Below are 23,186 nucleotides of genomic sequence, written 5' to 3' on the forward strand. Positions count from 1 at the left end.
CTGCGGCTCTTGCTCGTCCCTCACTTTTCCGCACTCGTTTCTCGCGTTACCGAACCGGCATGCCCGGCTCGGCGCCCGAATCGGCATCGAGCAGGGCCAGCGCGCCGCCGTCGAAACCGGCCGACAAGATCATGCCTTCGCTCAGGCCGAAGCGCATCTTGCGCGGGGCGAGGTTGGCGATGAAGACGACTTTGCGGCCGACCAGTTTTTCCGGTTCGGCGTAAGAGCCGCGGATGCCGGAGAAGATCTGGCGCGTGCCCAGTTCGCCGGCGTCGAGTTCGAAACGCAGCAGCTTGTCGGAGCCTTCGACGAATTCGCAGGCCAGCACCTTGCCGATGCGCAGGTCGAGCTTGGCGAAGTCGTCGATGCCGATCGTCGCCGCGGCGGCGGCTTCGGACTTCGCGGCCTCGGGCTTCACGGCTGCGGCCGGCGCGGCTTTCGCGGTCTCGGTCGCGACGGTGGCGGTCGCTGCGGTCGGGGCGAGGGATTCTGTGCTGGCTTCGATCATGGCGTCGATGAGTTTGGTGTCGATACGGGTGAACAGCGGCGTGTAGGCGCCGATGGTGTGGGCGGTCAGCGGCGCGGCGAGATCGCCCCAGTGCACGACCGGCGCGGCGAGGAAGGCTTCGGCTTCCGAGGCGACCCGCGGCAGCACCGGCTTGAGCGCGGCGGCGAGCACGCGGAACAGGTTCAGGCCCTGGGTACACACGGCCTGCAACTGCGCGTCGCTGCCTTCTTGCTTGGCCAGCACCCACGGCTTGTGTTCGTCGATGTACTTGTTGGCCTCGTCGGCCAGCGCCATGGTCAGGCGCACCGCGGTCGCGGCCTCGTTGCGGTCGTAGGCCTGGGCGATCGGCTCGAGCTGGGCGACGAAGCGCTCGTACATCGCCGCATCCGGCAACTGCGCGGCGAGCTGGCCGCCGAAACGCTTGTCGATGAAACCGGCGCAGCGGCTGGCGAGGTTGACGAACTTGCCGACCACGTCGGAATTCACCCGCGCGACGAAGTCGGCGAGGTTGAGGTCGATGTCCTCGACGCCGCCGTTGGTCTTGGTCGCGAAGTAGTAGCGCAGCGCTTCGGGGTCCAGGCCCACGTCCAGATAGGTACGCGCATAGATGAAGGTGCCGCGCGACTTGGACATCTTGTCGCGGTTGACCATCAGGTAGCCGTTGACGTGCAGCTTGGTCGGCGCGCGGAAACCCGCGCCGTGCAGCACCGCCGGCCAGAACAGGCCGTGGAAGGTGACGATGTCCTTGCCGATGAAGTGGTGCAGTTCGGCCTGGCTGTCGCGCGCGAGGTAGGACCAGAAGTCCAGGCCCTTGCGCTCGGCCAGCGCCTGGAAGCTGCTGAGGTAGCCGATCGGCGCGTCCAGCCACACGTACAGGAACTTGCCCGGATGGCCGGGAATCTCGAAGCCGAAGTAGGGCGAGTCGCGCGAGATGTCCCACGCGCGCAGGCCGCCTTCGGCATCGAGCCATTCGTGCAGCTTGGCCTTGATGCCGTCGGTGGCGACGTCGCCGGCCATCCACTCGCGCAGGAACGCTTCGAAGTGGCCGACTTCGAAGAAGAAGTGCTCCGACTCGCGCAGTTCCGGGGTCGCGCCGCTGACCACCGAGCGCGGTTCCTTGAGTTCGGTCGGCGCGTAGGTCGCGCCGCAGTGTTCGCAGTTGTCGCCGTACTGGTCGGGCGTGCCGCAGTTCGGGCAGATGCCCTTGACGTAGCGGTCGGGCAGGAACATGCCCTTGACCGGGTCGTACAACTGCGCGACCGAGCGGCGGCTGACGTGGCCGGCGTTGTCCAGGCGCGCGTAGAAGCCTTCGGTCAGGCTGCGGTTGCCGGCCGAGTGGGTCGAGTCGTAGTGATCGAAGGCCACGCCGAACGCGGCGAAGTCGCGCTCGTGGCTGACCTGGATCGCGGCGATGAAGGCTTCCGGGGTGACCCCGGCCTTTTCCGCGGCCAGCATGATCGGCGTGCCGTGGGTGTCGTCGGCGCAGATGTAGTGGACCGTGTTCGCGCTCATGCGCTGCGCGCGGCACCAGATGTCGGCTTGCATGTAGCCGACCAGGTGGCCCAGATGCAGGTGACCGTTGGCGTAGGGCAGGGCGTTGGAGACGACGATTTCGCGAGACATGGGCGGGGTGGCCGTGGGTGGTCGTGAATTATGGCATGGGGCTGCGCGGGGGCTTGCGCAGGGGATGGGGGGCTTCGCGGTTTGGGTTTGGGTTGGGCTTTGGCTTTGGCTTGCGTTTGTTTTTGCTCGTCATTCCCGCGAACGCGGGCTTTGCTTTATTTCGGCGGAGCCGAACATCCAGTGCCTTTCGTGCGAGAACGCTTGAAGTCACCGGATTCCCGCGTTCGCGGGAATGACGTTCTGGAAGGATGGCGCTGAAGGCTCTGGATGTTCGGCTCCGCCGAAATAAAGCAAAGCCCGCGTTCGCGGGAATGACGAACCGAGAGTGACGCGAGATCGGGACGAACCGTTAAAAACCATCAAAAACAACAAACCCGGCCAAGGCCGGGTTTGCGTGTAATCACACCGCACCGGCCCGGGTTATTCGTGACGCATCCAGGTCTGGGTGCGGCCGATCAGCGAAAAGCCCATGAAGCCGCGCACGTCGAGCTTCTTGCCGCCGTCGGTGGGGGTGACTTTCACCGAATACACCTTGCCGCTGACCGGATCGAGGATCTGGCCGCCGTCCCAGGTGTCGCCGTCCTTGCGGATGCCCCACAGGATGACCATGCCCTTGACCGGCTTGTTCTTGCGCTCGCCCGAGCACTTGTCGCACAGCGGGTTCGGGCCGCGCTCGGATTGCAGGATTTCGTTGACCCGGCCGGCGAGGCTGCCGTCCTTGGCTTCGTAGATTTCGACCACCGACTTCGGCTTGCCGGTCTTGTCGTCGATGGTGGTCCACGAGCCGACCGGCGTGGACTGGGCGAATGCCGCGGTCGGCAGCGCCAGCAACAGCAGTGCAAGCAGTTTGGTACGCATGTGTCCCCTCCCAGGGATAAGGCGTGATTCGGACCGCGCCGGCGGTGCCGGGTGGCGGTTGTGATCTTTATACCGCATCCGCCGGGGTATGGAAGTCGCGGCGCGGCGGGGGCCGGGCAAAAAGAAGCCCGGCTTGCGCCGGGCTTCGCGTGCTCGATCGACGGCTCAGTTGAAGTTGTATTCCAACTGCGCGGAGATCTCGCGGCCGATCGGGCTGTAGGCGCGATAGAAGTACGGATACGTGTCGTAGCCGTCGTCGTCCGGGTGGAACTTGTTGAACACGTTGTTGACGAACACGGTGACCTTGGCCTTGTCGGTGATCTGCTTGCCGAGGTTCAGGTTCCACTGGAAGTACGGGGCGATGCGGCCGGTTTCCTGCCAGTTCGGCAGGCTGCCGTAGCGGGTCATGAACACGGTCGCGTTCCAGGCGTCCTTCTGCCACGACACCGAGCCGCGGACGCGGCTGCGGAAGTCGAAGTTGCTCGGATCGTCGCGCCAGTCCTTCTGGACCGGGTCGGTCGCCAGCAGCTGGCGTTCGCTCTTGAGCGTGTGGGTCCAGCCCAGCTCCATGCGGTAGTCGCCGAAGCGCTGCGTGCTCAGGCGCCAGTTCATCGCCGCGTCCAGGCCGGCCACGTGCAGCAGCGACTGGTTGACCGGGCCGCTGCGGATGTTGGTCACGCGGTCGGTCAGTTCGCCCGGCGCGGCCACGCGGGTGACGCGGCTGGTGATCTCGCGGCAGAACGCCGAATCGGCGGCGAACTGGAACGGCTGGCGGGTGCGGGTCAGGCCGGTGCGGCAGCCGCCCTCGTTGTCGAGGATGTAGGTGCTGCTCAGCGAGGTCACCGCATCGTCGAGCTTGATGTCGTAGTAGTCCACCGACATCGACAGGCCGTCGGTGACGTCCCACACCAGGCCCGCGCCCCACGACTCGCCGGTCTCCTCGGTCAGCCCCGGCTCGCCCTTGCTGGTGGCGAACATCGAGTAGTTGTAGATGACGTTGTTGGCGCAGCTGGTGGCGTTGAACCCCGAGTTGAGGCAGCGGTAGGTATCGAGCGGGCTGCTGAAGCTGCCGCTGCCTTCGTTGAACACGAAGTGCATGTCCGGCGCCTTGAAGCTGGTCGAGTAGTTGGCTCGGAACAGCAGACTGTCGAGCGGGCGCCATTCCAGGCCGGCGCCCCAGGTCTTGGCGTCGTCGACCGCGGTGATGTCGTCGTACTTGTCGAAGCGGCCGGCGAGGCTGGCCTTCAACGACGGCAGGATCGGGATGCTGAACTCCAGGCCCGCGGCGTAGCGGTCGCGGTCGCCGCCGCCGTTGGTGCCGGTCAGGCCGTAGGCCTCCATCACCGTCGGCAGGATGGCCGGCGGCGACTGCAGGTCGTAGCCCTGCGAGGTGAAGTCCAGCACCGCGGCGAAACCGAGCGGGCCGGCCGGCAGGTCGAACAGGTCGCCCGAGAGCGTCGCGCTGCCCTGGTTGACCCACGACTTCGACTGGTACTTGAGGATCGTCGACATCGAGCGGTACTGCTCGGGGGTCAACGGCGTGTACAGGCGATCGAGATTGATCTTGTAGCGCGGCGTGCCGGTGGTGTTCAGGCGCGGGCCGAAGAACCAGTCGGTCACCTTCGAGCCGTCCAGGCGCGGACGGGTGCGGTCGGCGTGGTATTCGGCGCGGCCGACGGTCACGTCCCAGTCGAAGCGGTCGGCGAGGGTGCCGCGCAGGCCGAAGGCGACGTCGAGCGACTTCTCGGTGAAACGCTGGTACATCGCATCCAGTCCGCCCACTTCCTGCGGGGTGAAGATGCGCTGCATGTTCATGTTGGCGTTGAGGCCGGTGTCGAACCAGGTGGTGACCCGGCCGGTGCCGTCGATATGCGGGCCGCTGATCGCCTCGGTGCCGCCGGACAGCTTGGACTTGGAATAAAAGCCCTGCAGGCTGGTCCAGGCTTCGATGCCGTTGGCGAAATCGTAGGTGGCGTACAGATAGCCCGACCAGTCGCTGTTGCCGTTGGCGATGGTCTGGTAACCCACGTCCTTCCACGAACCGCAGCCCGCGCCGAGGTTGACCACCGCGCGGGTGCCGGCGGCCACGGTGCGGAAGTTGTATCGCTCGAACTCGCCGCCGAAGCGGTCGCACGCGCCCGCGGGCGGGGCGATGTAGGAATTGGCCGCGCCGCCGGGGCGATTGAGGCGGATCGCGGCGGAAGGCTGGTTGACCCCGAGTTCGGGCACCGGATGCGGGTTGTCGTCGGTGGAATCCATGAAGTCGCGCTGGAACGCGAACACCGGTTCGTCGGCGAAGTATTCCAGCGCGTAGGTCACGCTCCAGTTGTCGCCGGAACGGCCGCCGACCCATTGCAGGTTGCCGAAATCGCCGCCGCCGGTGGTCGAGGTGCCGCCGCGCACGGTGACCTTGTCGCCGCTGAAGTTGGTCTTGAGCACCACGTTGATCACGCCGGCCACCGCGTCGGAGCCGTAGATCGCCGAGGCGCCGCCGGACAGGATCTCGATCCGGTCGACCGCGGCCGAGGGGATGTTGCCGAAGTTCTGGAAGTTGCTCTGGCCGTTGTACGGGAACGGGTAGTCGGCGGCGCGACGGCCGTTGATCAGCAGCAGGGTGCGACCCGGGCCGAGGCCGCGCAGGTTGACCGGGCTGCCGTTCGGGGTGAAGCCGCCGGCCGAGTTGAGCTCGTTCTGGGTCACGCCGCCGTTCTGGGTCAGCGTGGTCAGCGCGTCGAACACGGTGACGAAACCTTCGCGCTGGATCTGCGCGGAGCTGATCACGGTGACCGGCGAGGGGCCTTCGATCTGGGTGCGCTTGATGCGCGAGCCGGTGACCACGACGCCGCCGATGTCGGTGGTCTTCTTGTTGCTGGTGGACAGCTCGTCGACCGTCGCGGCCGGCGTCTGGGCGAACGCCGCCCCCGCGGCGCTGACGAAAATCGCGGCGACAAGCGCCCGCGACAGCCTGCTCGGGCGCAGGCCGCTGTGATGGTGTGGCATCGGTTTGGATCCCCTGAAAGCGTCGAAACGTGCGCGGCTGATTTTTCAGCCTGTTTGCCGATCCTGGCGGTTGGTCAGTCCCTTCAGGTTCGAACTTAACATGCAGTTAACCGAAATGTCATCCAAATCCAATCCGTTCGTGTATCGGTCTTGTCAACGGATCGTAGGTAATTGATTTTATTTGCTTAAATTTTCTATCGGGCGGTCTATTTGGGTGCTTTTTTCGTCCAATAGGCCTATTAAGGCTGCCGTTTTGCGCCGTAAATCCGCCGTTTGGTCGGAAAGTTTACCAATTTCAGATTGTATTTATCTCGGAGCCGTAAACGCGTCAAGCCCGGTGTGGGGCCGGCCTGGGAGGCGCTCGAACCGCCGCCCCCGGATCGACGATCGCGCCGCGCGCGGACCGCGCCGGCGCGCCCGTTCGCCGCGCCGACCCGGGACGTGCGAACCGGCAGGCTTTACCATGTGGTCCGGCCGTCCAGCGGCGCGTTCCCCTACCAGAGCTTCCATGCGCAACCACACCCCGCGCCCGGCCGGATCGCCGGCATGAGCGACAGTCTGCAAGCCGCGATCGCGGCGACTTTCCTTCCCGACACCGAACTGAGCCTGGCCGACAGCGAGGCGCGCGTGCGCGCCGGCGCGGCCGAGGGCCGGGTCGCGGTGTCGATCACCGCCGGTTTCGCGCTCGAAGGCATGCGCGCCGGGCTCGAAGCGGCGATCGGCGCGGTGCTGGCGCCGCAGGGCCTGAGCCTGGCCAGCCTGGAACTGATTTCCCGCATCGTTTCGCACGCGGTGCAGCCCAAGCTGTCGCCGCTGCCGAACGTGCGCAACCTGATCGCGATCGGCTCGGGCAAGGGCGGCGTCGGCAAGTCGACCACCGCGGTCAATCTGGCGTTGGCGCTGGCGGCCGACGGCGCGCGCGTCGGCGTGCTCGACGCCGACATCTACGGCCCCAGCGTGCCGATGATGCTCGGCCTGCACGGCCGCCCCGACAGCCCCGACGGCAAGAGCATCGAACCGATGCGCGCCCACGGCATCGAGGCGATGTCGATCGGCCCGCTGGTCGAGCAGGACACGCCGATGATCTGGCGCGGCCCGATGGCGACCTCGGCGCTGACCACCTTGCTCAACGACACCCAGTGGAGCGAGCTGGACTACCTGATCGTCGACCTGCCGCCGGGCACCGGCGACATCCAGCTGACCTTGTCGCAGAAGATCCCGGTCGCCGGCGCGGTGATCGTTACCACGCCGCAGGACGTGGCCACCCTGGACGCGCGCAAGGCGCTGCGGATGTTCGAGAAGGTCGAGGTGCCGGTGCTGGGCCTGATCGAGAACATGGCCGTGCACGTGTGTTCGAACTGCGGCCATGCCGAGCATCTGTTCGGCGAAGGCGGCGGCGCGCGCATGGCCGCGCAGTACGGCGTGCCGCTGCTCGGCAGCCTGCCGCTGCAGATCGCGATCCGCGAGCAGGGCGACGCCGGCGTGCCGGTGGTCGTCGCCCAGCCCGATTCGGCCGCGGCCCGCGCCTACCGCGGCGCGGCGCGGCGGCTGGCCGTGCAACTGGCGCGGCGGCCGCGGGTCAGCCCCTCGATCTCGGCTTCGCTGCTGGGTTGAGTCATCGGCCACGAAATCACCGAGTAGAAGCGGGCCGCCGCATCCACCTCTTACAATGCGCGGCTACGGCCGCCCTCCACTGGAACACCGCATGAGCATCAAGTCCGACCGTTGGATCCGTCGCATGTCCGAGCAACCCGGCGGCATGATCGAGCCGTTCGAAGCCGGCCAGGTCAAGCACGCCGCCGACGGCCAGCGCATCGTCAGCTACGGCACCTCCAGCTACGGCTACGACGTGCGCTGCTCGCGCGAGTTCAAGGTGTTCACCAACATCAACTCGACCATCGTCGACCCGAAGCATTTCGATCCGGGCAGCTTCGTCGACATCGAGAACGACGTGTGCATCATCCCGCCGAACTCGTTCGCGCTGGCGCGCACGGTCGAGTACTTCCGCATCCCGCGCGACGTGCTGGTGGTCTGCCTGGGCAAGAGCACCTACGCGCGCTGCGGCATCATCGTCAACGTGACCCCGCTGGAACCGGAGTGGGAAGGCCACGTGACCCTGGAATTCAGCAACACCACGCCGCTGCCGGCGCGCATATACGCCAACGAAGGCGTGGCGCAGATGCTGTTCTTCCAGTCCGACGAAGTCTGCCAGACCTCCTACAAGGACCGCGGCGGCAAGTACCAGGGCCAGACCGGCGTGACCCTGCCGCGCACCTGATCGCGGCGTCGGGCCGATCGGCGGCGACGCGGCCGGCATGGCGCGCGTCGCTGCGCTGCCTGATTCGACCCGTGTCCTGGCCCCGATGGCGCATTCGCGGACGAGCGGACGCCTGCGCATGCGCAACGGTGTGCGGCCGGTAGTGCGGCCTGATATCGTCTCGCGGGAATCTTCCAGCGGTGCGTCGCGGCGGGGAGCCGCGGGCGTCGCCCTTTCGCGTACGGAGCAGGCATGGACCCGCAGCAAAACCCTTATCAGACGCCGCAATCGGCTTTGAACGAATTCCACTACAGCGGCGGCGAAGACGAGCTGGCCGACCGCGGCATCCGCCTGGTCGCCTCGCTGATCGACGCGGCGATCATATTCGCGGTGATGGTGCCGATCATGCTGGTCGGCGGTTACCTCGACCAGGTGATACAGGCCTACCAGACCGGCGAGAGCACCTTGGGCCTGCAGTTCATGTGGGGCTTGATCGGGATCATCGTGTCGTTCCTGATCCAGGCGTATCCGCTCAACGCGACCGGGCAGACCTGGGGCAAGAAGGTCATGCGGATCAAGATCGTCGACATGGACGGTCTGCAGCCCAGCTTGGCCGAGCTGCTGGGCAAGCGTTATGGATTCGCGCAGGGGATCGGGTTGATTCCGTGCCTGGGCGCGGTGATGCAGTTGGTCGATGTGTTGATGATCTTTCGCGATGATCGGCGCTGTCTGCACGATCAGATCGCCGGCACCAAGGTGGTGGTGGCGCGCTGATCGGGGATTGGTTTGGATATCGAACGAGGACGCGTCGGTGCGGAGCATCGGCGCGTTTTCTTTTTTGGCGGTGCGACGATGCGGCGCCATGGCGCCATGGCGCCATGGCGGTATCGCGGAGCGGTGATGGTGCCGAGCAATCTGAATCGATTGTCTGGTTACAGCGTGCAGGCCCGCGGCCTTTGCTGTTCCCCCCTTTGAAAAAGGGGGCAGGGGGGATTTGCTTTTACGCGACCCAGCGGTCTGCAGCGTGGCCTCTTAAAAGCTCTTGAAGTCCGAAGCTCGAAGCAAGATCAAAAGCTTCCGCCACTAAAGCGGCGGGTCACTTTCTTTTGTCAAAAGCGACAAAAGAAAGGTAACCAAAGAAAAACGCTTTTTGTGAATCAAGTGCCCGCGCGTGCGGTGCAGACGCAGGCACGCGCCACACGGAACATCCTGTCCCGGTGGCGCGCGACGCGCATCCATGCGCGTCGCCCTCCGGGTGTGCTGTTTCTAACGCGAGTTATGTGCTTTGCAGCGCTGGACGAACCGCGCGACCTCAGACACAAACAAAAGCCACATGGCCTCCCTGTAGGAGCGGCGCGAGCCGCGACCGCGGAAACACAACCACGACGAACGCTTCGCCGTTGCTGTATTGGCGCGGTCGCGGCTCGCGCCGCTCCTACGGGGAGGCCATGTGACTTTCGCAGGAAGTCAGATTTCATTCCCAGCGCTGCGAGGCCACTCGCTCGCGAGAACAAGAGCACACCCGGAGGGCGGCGCACATGGATGTGCGCCGTGCGCCACCGAGACAGGATGTCTCGTGTGGCGCATGCCCGCGTAAGCACCGCACTTGCGGGCACTTGATCCAAAGAAAAGCGTTTTTCTTTGGTTACCTTTTGACCGAAGGGAATCCAGACGGACTTTTGTCGCTTCTGACAAAAGAAAGTAACTCGGCCGCTTGCGGACGAAAGCTGTTGATCTTGCCTTCGACTTTAAAAGCCCCAGAGCTTTAAAGCCGTTAAAGCTTCCAGCAGGATAAAAAGCCACCACCGCCGAAGTGGGAAGTCACTTATCACCTCGCCTCAAGCCGGCGCCTCAGCGTCCCTGCGGCTTCTGATAAGTAACAAAAAACCCCTGCAAATCCCCATTCTCGATATACGGCGCCACGCTAAGCACATCGTAGCCCCGCGTAGTGAACGCCTGATGCGCGCGACTGAGCGCGTTAGCCGCGCCCTGGTTGCGGAATCCCCAACTGGCGTCGACCCACACGGTGACCGCGCGCAGGCGTTGGGTCACGGCTTCGTCGGCGACCTTGTCGGGGTTCTTGTCGAACAGGCCAGCATGGGCCGGCGCGGTGATGGCGGCGGCGGTGAGCAAGGTAGCGAGCAGCAGGCGGTGCATGGAGGGCTCCGTGATCGGGCGAAAGGCGAAGGTGTCAGTGTTCGGCGCCAGCGGCGATGCGGCGGTCGGTGTGGGTGGTCAACGCGGCGTGTAGCGCCACGCGCAGGCCCTGCGCGACGGTCTCGATCGCCAGGCTCGCCACGCCGGGATGGCGCGCGGCCTGCGCCGGCGAATACGGGATATGCACGAAGCCGCCGCGCACGCCGGCGGTGTCGTCGCGTTCGTGCAGCCGGTGCATCAGCCCGTAGAAAACGTGGTTGCACACGTAGGTGCCGGCGGTCTGCGATATCTGTGCCGGGATGCCGGCCGCGCGCACCGCGGCGAGCATGGCCTTGATCGGCAGGTCGCTGAAATAGGCGGCCGGACCGTCGGCGGCGATCGCGCGGTCGATCGGTTGCGCGCCGAGGTTGTCGGGAATGCGCGCGTCGTCGACGTTGATCGCGATGCGCTCGATCGACAACTGGGCGCGGCCGCCGGCCTGGCCGACGCACAGCACCAGTGCGGGACGCAGCGCGCCGATGGCGTCGTCGAGTTCGTGCAAGGACAGATCGAACGCCACCGACAGGCAGCGCGTGGCGATGCGATGACCGACGATGATCTCGCCGTCGAGCAAGCGCACCGCATCCCAACTGGGGTTGTCCGATTCGCCGCCGAACGGCGCGAAGCCGGTCAGCAATACCGTGCGCGGCGCAGTGTGGCGATGCATCGGCTCGGACGCGCTCGAGGGCGTTTTTGAGCCGGGTTTCGTCGTTTTCTTGGTCGTGGCGCGCTTGCGCGCAGCCGCGGTTCCGGCAGAGGTCGGCTTGTTCATCGCAGTGCGATCCAGTACATCAACACGACATTGCAGGCCAGCAACACCAGCCCGGTCGGCCATTGCGCGCGGATCACGCCGTAGGGATCCTTCAACTCCAGCAACGCCGCCGGCACCAGGTTGAAATTCGCCGCCATCGGCGTCATCAGCGAGCCGCAATACCCCGAGAGCATGCCGATCGCGGCCAGCGAGGCGGGGTCGGCGCCGTGGTGCTGGACCAGCAACGGCAGGGCGATGCCGCCGGTCATCACCGGGAACGCGGCGAAGGCGTTGCCCATGATCGCCGCGAACAAGGCCATGCCCAGCGCGTAGGCCATGGCCACGGCGAAGGCGTTGTCGACCGGGATTACCGCTCGTACGACACCGGCCACGGCCTGGCCGACACCGCCGGCTTCGAACACGCTGCCGAGCGCGGCGAGCAGCAAGGGCAGCATCGCGGCCCAGCCGATCGAGTCGACCAGACGGCGCGATTGCTCAACGCCGCTCCACGGTGTCTGCCGGGTCAGCCGGCACGCGGCGATCAGGGCGACGATGCAGCCCAGGGCCAGCGCGATCAGAGTGAGGTTCTGGAGATCCAGCAGCGGCTGATCGCCGATCCACACGTATTTCAGGCCCACCGCGCCAGCCACGGTCACCGCCGGAATCAGCAGCGCGGGCCAGAACAGACGATTGCCCAGTCGTAGCGATTCGGCCTGTTTCTGCTCGTCTGTGGTTTCGGCGTAGCGGCCCTTGCCAAGCCCGCCGAAACCGGCGAGCACCGCGAGCGCGACGACGCAAGCGCCGACGGCTTTGTTCGGAAGATGTTCGGCGGCGAACATCAAGAACGCGATCAAGCCCCAGAACAACGCGGTGGTATGGCGGCGCGGGTTGGCCGCATCGCGCAGGCCGCGCCAGGCGAGCGCGGCGAAGTACGCGCCCAGCAACCAATAGACGAAGGTCAGGGTGATCATGGCGACGCCTGCGGCGGCTCGGTGCGCTCGGTCGTGGCGATGGAGGCGGGCGCAGGTACGAACAGCCTGCGTTCGAAGCGCAAGATGCGTACGGAGTGGACCATGAACGCGCACACCGCGGTCGGAATGCTCCAGACCGCGATCTGCCAAGGCTCGTAGGTGTGGCCGTGCTCGATCAGGAAGCCGTGGATGATCAGCACGCCGGTAAAGCCGAAGAAGATGTCCTCGCCGAAAAACAGGCCGACGTTGTCGGTGCCGGCGGCCATCGCGCGGATACGCTGGCGCTGGTCGTCGCTGAGTTCGCCGTGGGTGGTCTGCGCGGCGCCTTCGCTCATCGGCGCGAGCAGGGGGCGCACGGTCTGCGGATGGCCGCCGAGGCTGGTCAGCCCGCACGCCGAGGTGAGCTGGCGCATCAGCAAATAGGCGATCAGCAAGCGCCCCATGGTGGCGCCGCGCAGTTTCGCGATCCAGTGCTGCGCGTGCTCCTTGAGTCCGTGACGTTCGAGCAGGCCGATCACCGGCAGCGGCGCGAGAAACAGCAACAGGAAGCGTTTTTCGGTGAACGCCTTGCCGAGCACTTCGAGCACGTCCAACGGCGACAGTTGCGCGGCCAGTCCGGTGATGAACCCGGCCACGACCACCACCAGCGCCGGATTGAGCCGCAGCACGAAACCGAGCACGACCGCCGCGACGCCGATCAGGGGCCAATAATTCATGTCGCGTCCTCGAAGAAATGATGCGGGGGCGTGGGATTCATGCGCTTGGAATCATGCGTTTCGCGGCATGCGCGCGAAACATTCGCAGCGCGATTCGCGGGCGAAGAACGATATCGATGAAGGGGCGAAGCGGAGCGCGGATGGGTTGGTGCAATGCGCCCTCACAACGCCGCGACCCGGATCCCGTCGGCGCGCAGCGCCTCATGCACCGCGCGCGCGAACGTCGGCGCGTCGCTGCGGTCGCCGTGAAGGCACAAGGTGTCGGCGCGCAGTGCGATGCGGCCGCCGCCGCCGACGGCGACTTCGCCGTGCAGCACCAGATCGCGGACCTGCTGGATCGACTGCTGCAGCGATTCGATCACCGCGCCGGCTTGTCCGCGCGGCAACAGGCGGCCGTTGGCGGCGTAACCGCGCTCGGCGAAGACCTCGTGCGCGACGCGCAGCCCGGCGGCCTGCGCCGCGTCGGTGAGTTGCGACTGGGCCAGCCCGTACACGATCAACTTCGGATCGAACGCGGCCACCGCGGCGACGATGGCGTCGGCGACGATGCGGTCGTCGGCGGCCAGGTTGTACAGCGCGCCGTGCGGCTTGACGTGGGTGAGTCGCACGCCTTCGTCGGCGGCGATCGAGGCCAGCCGCGCCATCTGCCCGAGCATCAGCATGCCGATCTCGTCGCGGCTCAGCGGCAGGGTGCGGCGGCCGAAATGCTCGGGGTCGTCATAGCCCGGATGCGCGCCGGCGGCGACGCCGTGCTCGCGGCACAGGCGCAGGGTCGCGCGCATGCTCGCATCGTCGCCGGCGTGGCCGCCGCAGGCGACGTTGGCCGAACTGACGTAGGGCAGGATCGCCGCGTCGTCGCCGCAGCCTTCGCCCAGATCGCAGTTGAAGTCGATGCGGTCGCGCATGGGCCGGTGCGGGCTAGTTGCGCTTGAACAGCAGGCCCAGGCCGACCACGACCAGTGCGGCCGGCCACCAGGTCACCAGGACCTTGGTCAGGCTGAGGTTGGTGTAGCCCAGGTTGTTGAGCAGGAACAAGGTGCCGATGACGATCAGGATCAGGGCGCCGACAACATGGGATTTCATCTGGGACGGGTCTCGGTTCGAAGCGGTGGGCGACGCGGGTGGGCGTCGTCGGGACAGGGGGTGAGTCTAGTCGGGTTGGGTGGGTTTGCCCAAGGGGATGGGGGCGTGTGGGGTGGATGGAGGATGTTGCCTGCGCGGTGGGGCCGGGGTTGGGGATTTGGCCTGTTCAGGCAATCGTTCGAGCGCCTTTTTTTCGTGTCGATGGGCGGTGCGCATGAATATGCGTTGCGTACCCTTGTTGGAGCACGAGGCGACGCAGTGGCATGGCATCGCCCTGTAGGAGCGACGCGAGTCGCGACCGCGACATATCGATAACGTCGATACCTGCGCCGTAGTTGTGTTTTCGCGGTCGCGGCTTGCGCCGCTCCTACAGGGAGGCCATGCAGCTTTCGCTTGAAGTCAGATTTCATTTCCAGCGCCGCGAGGCTTGTAACTCGCGTTAGCAACAGCACACCCGGAGGGCGGCGCACATGGATGTGCGCCGTGCGCCACCGGGACAGGATGTCCCGTGTGGCGCATGCCTGCGTCAGCACCGCACTTGCGGGCACTTGATTCAAGAAAAAGCGTTTTTCTTTGGTTACCTTTCTTTTGTCGCTTTTGACAAAAGAAAGTAACTCGGCCGCTTGCGGACGAAAGCTGTTGATCTTGCCTCTGGCTTCAAAGCTTGAAGCAACATCAAAAGCTTCCGCCACTAAAGCGGCGGGTAACTTTCTTTTGTCCAGAGCCACAAAAGAAAGTCACCAAAGAAAAAGGCGTTCCTGTTTCGAGTCAAGAGCCGCACGATCGGTGCTTGCGCAAGCATGCGCCACACGGGACATCCTGTCCCGGTGGCGCACGGCGCACATCCATGTGCGCCGCCCTCTGGGTGTGCTGTTGCTAACGCGAGTTCAGGCCTCGCGGCACTGGATGAACTGCGCGGCTTCAAGCTCGATCCAAAGCAAAGCAAAGCAAAGCAAAGCAAAGTCAAAGTCAAAGTTAGGTTTTGCCGGCAATTACCGTCGCGCAAACAAAAACGGGGCCGCGAACGGCCCCGTTACTTTGCGAATCTTCACCCGCGAATCAAAGCGAAAGCGTACCGATCACATCGCGCTCTTAGGCGCCGCCTTGTCCGGCGAACCCGTCGCCGGCGGCAATGCGGCATTCGGCGCGGCCGGTGCAGCCGCCGCGGCCGGCTTGGGCGCCGTCCACAGCTTGGCCTGCGCCGGAACGTTCATCATCTGCCCGTACACCAGCGGAATCGGCGGGCCGCCGTAGCTCAGGAACTGATCGTGGAACGCCTTCCAGCCGCTGCGGCCGCCGTGGCCCGCGGTCCAGTCCTCGCGCAACTGCATGATCATCAACTTGCCCAGGGTGTAGTTCAGGTACGCCGGGTCGTAGGTGCCGCGCGCGGCCTGCTGGCGCGCGTTGCCCGGGTCCTGGAACGCCTTGTCCTTGAACATCTGCTCGGACTGCGCGACGGTCATGCCGCCGGTGTGCAGGCCGATCGCCGACAGATAACGCACATTGCGCAGCAAGGCATTGGTCAGCTGGCCGATGTGGATTTCCGGGCCGGCGCCGTCGAGGCCGGCGTCGAACATCATCTCTTCGGTGTAATGCGCCCAACCCTCGGCATAGGCATAGCCGACGAACAACTGGGCGAACTTCCACTGCGAACGGTTGGCGTGCAGGAACTGCAGGAAATGCCCCGGCCAGACTTCGTGCGCCGATGTGAACAACAGGTCGGCCTTGCCCGGCACGTAGGCGTCCTGCTCGGCCTTGGGCCACTTCGGATCGGGCGGGGCGATGTAGTAGACCGAGGGCAGGTTCTTCTCGTACGGCCCGGGGATTTCGATGTAGGCGAAGTTGTTGCGGTTGAACGGCGGCGCTTCCTCGACCAGCGCCTGCTCGGTGCCGGGAATCGACACCAGGTCCTTGTCGACGATGAACTGGCGCAGCCCGGCCAATTGCTCGCGCGCGCCTTCGACCGCGCCGCCCTTGGGCTTGTCGGCGTTGGCCTTCTCGATGCATTCGACGATCGGCCGGCCTTTGGCGTATTGGTCGCAGGCGGCTTTCAGCGCGGCCAGGTTGCGCTCCAGATCGGCTTCGCCGGCGGCCTTGAGCTGATCCAGCGGCAGGTCCACGCCCTCGGTGGCCTTGAGCATCTTCGAGAATTTTTCCGCGCCCAGGGCGAAGTCCTGGGTCGCCTGCGGCTTCTGCGCGGCCAGGTAGTCCGACAGGCCCTGCATGGCCTCGATCGCCTTGGCGTTGGAGGCCTTGAAGCGCGCCTGCAGCGCCTCGTCCTTGACCTCGGCGAAGGCCTTGGGCACATCGTTCTTGAAGAATTCGGCGAAGCCGCCGAACACCATCGTGCCCAGGTCGATATAGCTCGCCGGCAGCGGGCCCTTGAGGTTGGCGCGGATCTGCTCGGCGGCCCTGGGCAGGTTGTCCTGATAGCTCACGAACGCGGCCAGGCGCTGCGGCAGCGGCGCGTACGGGCGGGTCAGGTACATGCTCGGCGACAGGTCGCCGGCGTAGAAGCCGGGGTTCTTGCTGGCGAAGCCGGAGTCTTCGAGCCAGAACAACTGGCCGTCGATCACCGCGCGCACGTAGTCGCGCTGATAGCGCTGCGGTGCGGCCAGGCGATCGTCGCCGAAGGCGTTGATCGCATCGCGTTGCTGGTGCAGCCACTGGATGTTGCGCTGCAGTCCTTCGGGCGAATAATCGGGCAGGCGGCCGTCGAATTCGTGCTTGCCGGCGTTGGCGCCGGCGACCGGGAAATGTTCGAAGAAGCCTTGCAGGAAGCCGTCGACGGCGGCGTCCCATTGCGCGCCGGCCGGTTGCGCGGCGCTGGCGGCCGGCGTGGCGTCGGCGGACGCGGCGGGCGGTGCGGTTTCGGACTTGCAGCCGGCGGCGAGCGCGGCGACGACACAGGCGGACAACGACAGCAGACGCAGGGTACGCATTGCGTTTCTCCGGAAAGCGGCGAGGGCGTGCATGGCCGCGACGACGAGACAGGGGCGGCCCGACCACTGATCGTGGAGCGGCTCGGCAGGACTGACCAGTGCCTTTTGCCCTATGGCAGGCGGGCGCCGCGCCGACGCGATCGGGCCCGTCGCGGCGTGGCCGCGGATGCACCCGGCCGCGGGCATGTCAGCCGGAGTCGGCCGCGCACGAACGCGCTAGCCGGTTGCCGGCTTGGATCGATGACGGGTCCACGAACGAGTCCGCCACCGAGGCATCGATCTGCGAGCCATGGCGGGTCAGGTCGCGATAGCGGCCCACGACGCGAAGCAGCGAATCGTTCGCCGACGAGGCCGCTTCGGCGATCTCGTAGGCCTGCTGCAGCAGCGATTGCGCCCGGTCGCGATGGCAGGTCTGGAGCGCATGCAGGGCCCGGTAGGTCAGGGCCTGGGCGGCGACGGTGGAATGGGTGCGGCGATTTCGTTGCTGCCTTGCTTGCGGATTCGGCGCTGCGCTGCCGATGTAACCCAACTCGGCCTGCACCAGTTTTTGGAACCCGCGATCGGCGCGCGAATAGTCGCCGCGCCGGAACAGCAGCACGTTGCGGAACAGATCCCATTGCGCGGGCGGCGTGTCGCCCTTTTCGAAGTAAAGCCGCGCGTCCTGCCCGCTTTCGTCGATCAGGCGCGAGGCTTTGTCGAGTTGCGCCTGGCTGCCGTATCGCAGCAGGGCGCGGATCAGGTTGATCCGGTCGATCGGCGCGGGCAGGCCGATCGAGCGTTTGTCGGCGATGGTCTTTTCCAGGATCGCGATCCCTTCGGCGACATCGGTTGCGCCGCGATACGCATCGGGCAGTTGCGACAGGTCCTTGCCCAGGTTGCCCTTGGCGTTGAGGGCGAGCGGCCCCAGCGGGCCCTGGCTGCGTTCGAGTATCGCCACGCCTTCGCGCAGCAGGCGCACGTTGTCGCGCGGATCGCGCGCGATCGCCCACGACGAGGTCGACAGCGCCCAGCCGTAGTCGAGGTGCTCGCGGCCGTACGCCGATACGATCGCATCGAGCGCCTGCTGGACTTTCTGCGGCGAATCCGGGAGCGGGTACTCGCTCAGCGCGAGCAGCAGGCGCGCGCGCGCGGTGACCGGATGGGTGGGGCCCAGGCTGGCCTCGCGGCCGCGCACGAGTTCCTGCGCGAGCGCATGCTCGCCCGGACTGCGGCGCACGTTATGAATCCAGACCAGCAATTCCAGTGCGTCGTCGGCGATCACGGTATTGATCGGACGCGCGAGCGTAATGGCTTCGCGCGCATCGGCCTCGGCCGGCTTGAACCGGTACAGGCGGGTCAGGAAGCCCGAACGCAGGATCAGCACCTGCGCCAGCAACTCCGGTTCTTCCGGGCGCAGCGCGCGCGCCTGACCCAGCAACGCGTCCGCGCTGTCCAGCGCGATCAGGGTTTCGCCAACGTTCCATTGCGCCTTGGCGAGTTCGGCGCCGAACGTCACGCGCGCCAATTGCGCGGGCCGGTCCTCGCGATCGCCCAGGCCTTCGATCTGTTCGCGCGCGCGTTGCCGGGCCTGCGCATAGTGATTCTGGGTGTTGAGCATCGCCACCCAGGTGGCGGCGACGAAGCTGTACTCGTCCTCGGCCGAGCCCAGGACCTGCTGCGCCGATGCGGCCAGGCGCTCGGCATTGCGGTAGTCGCCGATCATCGCGTAGCCGCGCGCCAGCGTCGCCAGGCTGCGGGCGTGCAGGCCGGGCTGGTCGTCCAACGGCAGGCGCCGCAATTCGTGCTCGGTCTTTTCCAGCAGCGCGCGCGAGGAGAACCGCGAACTGCCCAGTCCGGACAGGGTTGCGGTACCCAGGGTGGTGGCGAACAAATTGCCGACCGTCTGGGTGGCCTGCGCCTCGCGCGTCGCGCGGTGCTGCTGCCACAGCGACAAACCCAGCGTCGCGACCAGGGCCAGCAGCAACGCGGCGGCGAGCAGCGCCGCGGCCGGGCTGCGCCGATGCCACTTGCGCGCGCGCGACAGCCAGTTGCCCGGGTTGACGCCGACCGGACGGTGCTCGCACCAGCGTCGCAGGTCGTCGGCGAATTCGTTGACGCTGGGATAGCGGTCCTGCGGCCGGGCGGCCACTGCCTTGAGCGCGATCGCCGACAGGTCACCGGTCAGTTGCCTGCGCAGCGCGGCCGCATCGGCGGCGCCGCGTTGGCGGGCGATGAAGTCGGCGTTGTCGTCGGCCGCATCGGCCTCGCCGGTCCGGTTGTCGAGCAGGCGATCCATCGGCACCGGTTCGCCCGAGGCCGCGATCGGAATCAGATTGCGCAGGCTGTGCAGCGGCGCCGGCCATTGCGCGCACAGCAGGCGATAGGTGAGCACGCCGAGCGCGTACAGGTCGGTGGCCGGGCCATGCGCGCCGTATTCGCGCGCTTCCGGCGCGGCGTAGTCGGGGGTGATCGCGATCTGTTCGCGCGGCACGACGCCCTGCGCGGCGAAATGCGAGGAGATGCCGAAGTCGACCAATTGCACGCGACCGTCTTCGGTCACCAGCAGATTGGACGGTTTGATGTCGCGATGCACGATGCCTTGCGCATGCGCGTAGCCCAGCGCGTCGCACACCTGGATCAACTGGCCGACGCGTTCGCGCACGCTCGCGCGGCGATGGTCGCACCATGCGTCCAGGGCGATGCCGTCGACGAAACGCATGGCGAACCAGGGCTGTCCATCCTCGCCGACGCCGCCGTCGACCAGCGCGGCGATGCCGGCGTGGTCCAGGCGCGCGAGCAGATTGCGTTCGTCGCGGAACGCGGCCTGCAGTTGCGGGGTGGCCAGTTCGGTGCGGATGCATTTGAGCGCGACGCGTTGTTGATATTCGCCGTCGTCGCGATGGGCTTCGTAGACCGTGCCCATGCCGCCGTGGCCGATCACCCGGTCGATCCGCCACGGGCCCAGATGGGTGCCGAGGCGGACGTCGGCGCGCTCGTCGTGCTCGGATTCGCAGTCCTCGCCGTCGCCGCGCTTGCCGGCCAGGACCTGCGCCGGCGAGCGATCCAGCAGGTGATCGTCGTCGTGTCGCGCATCGGCGTCGAGCAGCGCGCACAGCGCGGCGTGCAGTTCCGGCTCGCGCGCGGCCAATGCGGCCAATGCGCGCGCGCGCTCGGCCGCGGGCAGGTCGACGTAATCGTCGAACAGCGCCAGCGCGCGCGCGGCCGCGGCGCTCATGCGCGATCCCGCCGCGGCAGGCGGCGCCGGACTAATGCGAGCGCTGCGATGGGCATGCCTGCGCCTGTCGATTGATGCGTTCGAGTTCGTCCGGAGGCATCAGCCACGCATCCGCGGTCGCGATCATGCGTCCGTGCCTGCGCAGACTGTCCAGGGAATTCGTTACGGCTTGGGTGATCGGATTGTCCGCGCCGAAGACGCGCAGGTCGAAGCTTTCGGCCTGGCGCATAAATGCCAGGGCCTGGGCCCGGTCGCATCGCTGATGGGCATACAAGGCCCTGAACACCAGCGATTGACTGAGCAGACCGCTGCGCCTGATCCCTTCGCTGTCCAGGTCGGCATTCGCTTCGCGCATGAAAGCGTCGGCGTCCTCGATGCGGCGGGCGAAATTACGATCAGCCTGTTCCTGCTGACCCTGGCGGTACAGCAGCCAATCGGAGATGTATTCCAGATTGGTTACCTCGCCATCGCCGGGGCGGTAATAACGCAGGGCTTCGCGCCGGTTTTCGTCCAGCAGCGCCCGCGCCCTGGGCAATTGCGCGGGGTCGCCATACATCAGCAGACTGACGATCACCATCGTACGCACGTTTACCGGCGGGACACCGGCCCGGCTCATTTCGTTCATCACGTACTGCAGCAGCTCCATGCCTTCGGCCAGATCGTGCGGGGTGCGTATCGCATCGGGCAGGCCGATCAGATCCTTGCCGAGGTTGTACTGCGCCGCCAGGGTCACTTCGGTGCGTGGCCCCGTGGTCCGTTGCAGCGTGTCCGCCGCCTGGCGCAGCAGGGCGATTTTTTCGCGCGGGTCGCGGGCGACGGCCCAGGCGCCGGCGCTCAGGGCCGAGGCATAGGCCGGATTGTCGCCGCCGTAGCTGGCCTTGAGTACGGCCAGGGCCTTGGACACATCGTCGTTGGACACATTCGGATAACGGGTCAGGGCCAGGCGCAACTTCGCTTGCGCGGTTTTTGGATGCGATTCGCCCAGCGTATCGCGGCGGTTGCGCACCAGTTCCTCGGCCAGCGGCAAGGTCTCCGACGAGCCGCGTCGGGCGACCAGATTGACCAATCTGTCGAGCCCGTCGCCGGCCAACACCGGATTGGACACCCGCACCAGTTCGATCGCTTTGCGCATGTCGGCCTCGGCCTGCTCGGGCCGCAGCAGTCGACTGAAGAAGCCGGCCCGCAGCATCAGCGCCTGCGCGATCACCTCATGGTTTCCCGGTCCCAGCGTGCCAGTCTGCTCGACCAGCGCATTCGCGGTGCGTGTCGCTTCCTCGGTGCGGCCCATGCCCCACTGGGCCCTAGCCAGTTCGGTGGTGTAGGCGACGCGGGTCAGCCGGGTCTGTTCGTCGTCGCGATCGCCGAGCGCGTCGAGTTGTTTCGCGGCCAACGCCGCGGCTTCGCGATAGCGGTTGTTCAAGTTGAGCATCGACACCCGCGCGCTGGTCACGAAGGCATCGCTTTCGCCGGCGCGGTCGAGCACGCGCAGGGCTTCGTCGGTCAGGCGGCCGGCGTGGGTGTAGTCGCCGACGAGGGTGTAGCTGCGCGCCAAGGTCGCCAGGCCGCGAGCCAGCAATCGCGGTTGATCGCGCAGCGGCAGCCTGCGCAGTTCGCGCTCGGTCTTCTCCAGCAGCGCTTTCGAGGAAAACGTGGTGGTGCTCAGTCCGGACAGGGTGGCGGTGCCCAGGGTGGAGGCGAACAACTGGCTGACGGTCGCGGTGGCGGCCGCTTCGCGCTGGGCGCGTCGTTGCTGCCACAGCGTCACGCTCAGGCCGATGCACACGACCAGCAGCAGGCCCGCGCCGATCGCCACCGCGCCGGGATTGCGACGCTGCCACTTGCGCGCGCGCGACAGCCAGCGGCCCGGGTTGACGCTGACCGGGCGGTGCTCGCACCAGCGTCGCAGGTCGTCGGCGAATTCGCTGGCGCTGGAGTAACGATCCTGCGGCCGCGTCGCCACCGCCTTGAGCGCGATCGCCGACAAGTCGCCGGCCAGTTGCTGGCGCAACGCGGCCGCATCGGCGGCGCCGCGCTGGCGGGCGATGAAGTCGGCGTTGTCGTCGGCCGCCTCGGCCTCGCCGGTCCGGTTGTCGAGCAGGCGATCCATCGGCACCGGTTCGCCGGACGCCGCGATCGGAATCAGATTGCGCAGGCTGTGCAGCGGCGCCGGCCATTGCGCGCACAGCAGGCGATAGGTGAGCACGCCGAGCGCGTACAGGTCGGTGGCCGGGCCATGCGCGCCGTATTCGCGCGCTTCCGGCGCGGCGTAGTCGGGGGTGATCGCGATCTGTTCGCGCGGCACGACGCCTTGCGCGGCGAAATGCGAGGAGATGCCGAAGTCGACCAATTGCACGCGACCGTCTTCGGTCACCAGCAGATTGGACGGTTTGATGTCGCGATGCACGATGCCTTGCGCATGCGCGTAGCCCAGCGCCTCGCAGACCTGGATCAACAGGCCGACGCGTTCGCGCACGCTCGCGCGGCGATGGTCGCACCATGCGTCCAGGGCGATGCCGTCGACGAAACGCATGGCGAACCAGGGCTGTCCGTCTTCGCCGACGCCGCCGTCGACCAGCGCGGCGATACCGGCGTGGTCCAGGCGCGCGAGCAGATTGCGTTCGTCGCGGAACGCGGCCTGCAGTTGCGGGGTGGCCAGTTCGGTGCGGATGCATTTGAGCGCGATGCGCTGCTCGTATTCGCCGTCGTCGCGATGGGCTTCGTAGACCGTGCCCATGCCGCCGTGGCCGATCACCCGGTCGATCCGCCACGGACCCAGGCGGGTGCCGATGCGCGCATCGGCGCGTTCGTCCTGCTCGGCGGCGCTGTGTTCGGCGCGGTTGTGTTTGTCGGCCAGGATGTCGGCCGGCGAGCGGTCGAGCAGGTGATCGTCGTCGTGCGCATCGGCGTCGAGCAGCGCGCGCAGGGCGTCGTGCAGCGCCGGCTCGCGCGCGGCGAGTTCGAGCAGTTTGCGTTCGCGTTCGCTCGCCGGCAGTTCGACGTAATCGTCGAACAAGGACAATGCACGCGCAGCCAGATCGTTCATGAGGCGCCGCGACGGCTGGGCCGA

The 23,186-nt window shown here is 66.7% G+C and carries 15 protein-coding genes; 3 read left to right on the forward strand and 12 right to left on the reverse strand.

The genetic code is table 11. From position 1 onward, the window contains the following. Positions 1-46 precede the first annotated feature (46 nt). The 3 genes from metG to KME82_RS09440 all read right to left on the reverse strand — a co-directional run bounded on the left by metG (position 47) and on the right by KME82_RS09440 (position 5,989). Positions 47-2,131, reverse strand: a complete 2,085-nt coding sequence (gene metG / locus KME82_RS09430; RefSeq protein WP_215498270.1) for a methionine--tRNA ligase — start codon at positions 2,129-2,131, stop codon at positions 47-49. 420 nt (positions 2,132-2,551) lie between these two features. After that, positions 2,552-2,989, reverse strand: a complete 438-nt coding sequence (locus KME82_RS09435) for a DUF2147 domain-containing protein (RefSeq protein WP_215498271.1) — start codon at positions 2,987-2,989, stop codon at positions 2,552-2,554. 165 nt (positions 2,990-3,154) lie between these two features. Then, on the reverse strand, positions 3,155-5,989 hold the full coding sequence (locus tag KME82_RS09440; RefSeq protein ID WP_215498272.1) for a TonB-dependent receptor plug domain-containing protein: 2,835 nt from the start codon (positions 5,987-5,989) through the stop codon (positions 3,155-3,157). Positions 5,990-6,535: 546 nt separating this feature from the next. On the opposite strand from KME82_RS09440, the gene apbC reads away from it, so the two are divergent. The 3 genes from apbC to KME82_RS09455 all read left to right on the forward strand — a co-directional run bounded on the left by apbC (position 6,536) and on the right by KME82_RS09455 (position 9,020). Continuing rightward, the gene (gene apbC, locus KME82_RS09445) at positions 6,536-7,603 is read left to right on the forward strand and encodes an iron-sulfur cluster carrier protein ApbC (protein WP_252255676.1); all 1,068 of its coding nucleotides are present in this window, start codon (positions 6,536-6,538) and stop codon (positions 7,601-7,603) included. Between the two features lie 91 nt (positions 7,604-7,694). Continuing rightward, positions 7,695-8,267, forward strand: coding sequence for a dCTP deaminase (gene dcd, locus KME82_RS09450; RefSeq protein WP_215498273.1), 573 nt, complete (start codon positions 7,695-7,697; stop codon positions 8,265-8,267). Between the two features lie 231 nt (positions 8,268-8,498). Then, a complete protein-coding gene (locus tag KME82_RS09455) occupies positions 8,499-9,020 on the forward strand; it encodes an RDD family protein (RefSeq protein WP_215498274.1) in 522 nt (173 codons plus the stop codon). Between the two features lie 1,077 nt (positions 9,021-10,097). Here KME82_RS09455 and KME82_RS09460 read toward each other — a convergent pair. The 9 genes from KME82_RS09460 to KME82_RS09500 form a co-directional block, all read right to left on the reverse strand. Next, positions 10,098-10,403 (reverse strand): hypothetical protein, encoded by a 306-nt coding sequence (locus KME82_RS09460; protein WP_215498275.1) that lies wholly within the window; start codon positions 10,401-10,403, stop codon positions 10,098-10,100. A gap of 34 nt (positions 10,404-10,437) precedes the next feature. Then, positions 10,438-11,109 carry a pyroglutamyl-peptidase I gene (gene pcp, locus KME82_RS09465; protein ID WP_215498276.1) on the reverse strand — a complete coding sequence of 224 codons (672 nt, stop codon included), beginning with the start codon at positions 11,107-11,109 and terminating at the stop codon, positions 10,438-10,440. Between the two features lie 101 nt (positions 11,110-11,210). After that, positions 11,211-12,164, reverse strand: coding sequence for a DUF979 domain-containing protein (locus tag KME82_RS09470; RefSeq protein WP_215498277.1), 954 nt, complete (start codon positions 12,162-12,164; stop codon positions 11,211-11,213). Next, on the reverse strand, positions 12,161-12,880 hold the full coding sequence (locus KME82_RS09475; protein WP_215498278.1) for a DUF969 domain-containing protein: 720 nt from the start codon (positions 12,878-12,880) through the stop codon (positions 12,161-12,163). Before KME82_RS09475 ends, KME82_RS09470 begins: the two co-directional genes overlap by 4 nt. A gap of 161 nt (positions 12,881-13,041) precedes the next feature. Next, on the reverse strand, positions 13,042-13,785 hold the full coding sequence (locus KME82_RS09480; RefSeq protein WP_215498279.1) for a LamB/YcsF family protein: 744 nt from the start codon (positions 13,783-13,785) through the stop codon (positions 13,042-13,044). 13 nt (positions 13,786-13,798) lie between these two features. Beyond that, the gene (locus tag KME82_RS09485) at positions 13,799-13,963 is read right to left on the reverse strand and encodes a LiaI-LiaF-like domain-containing protein (protein WP_036115697.1); all 165 of its coding nucleotides are present in this window, start codon (positions 13,961-13,963) and stop codon (positions 13,799-13,801) included. 1,079 nt (positions 13,964-15,042) lie between these two features. Next, entirely contained in the window at positions 15,043-16,905 is a 1,863-nt protein-coding gene (locus KME82_RS09490; RefSeq protein ID WP_215498280.1) for a DUF885 domain-containing protein, read from the reverse strand. A 187-nt stretch (positions 16,906-17,092) separates the two neighbouring features. After that, positions 17,093-20,119: a serine/threonine-protein kinase gene (locus KME82_RS09495; protein WP_215498281.1), complete on the reverse strand. Its 3,027-nt coding sequence runs from the start codon at positions 20,117-20,119 to the stop codon at positions 17,093-17,095. A gap of 31 nt (positions 20,120-20,150) precedes the next feature. After that, positions 20,151-23,162 (reverse strand): serine/threonine-protein kinase, encoded by a 3,012-nt coding sequence (locus tag KME82_RS09500; RefSeq protein ID WP_215498282.1) that lies wholly within the window; start codon positions 23,160-23,162, stop codon positions 20,151-20,153. Between the last annotated feature and the right edge of the window lie 24 nt (positions 23,163-23,186).

The sequence above is a fragment of the Lysobacter capsici genome, assembly GCF_018732085.1.
GTDB lineage: Bacteria > Pseudomonadota > Gammaproteobacteria > Xanthomonadales > Xanthomonadaceae > Lysobacter > Lysobacter capsici_A.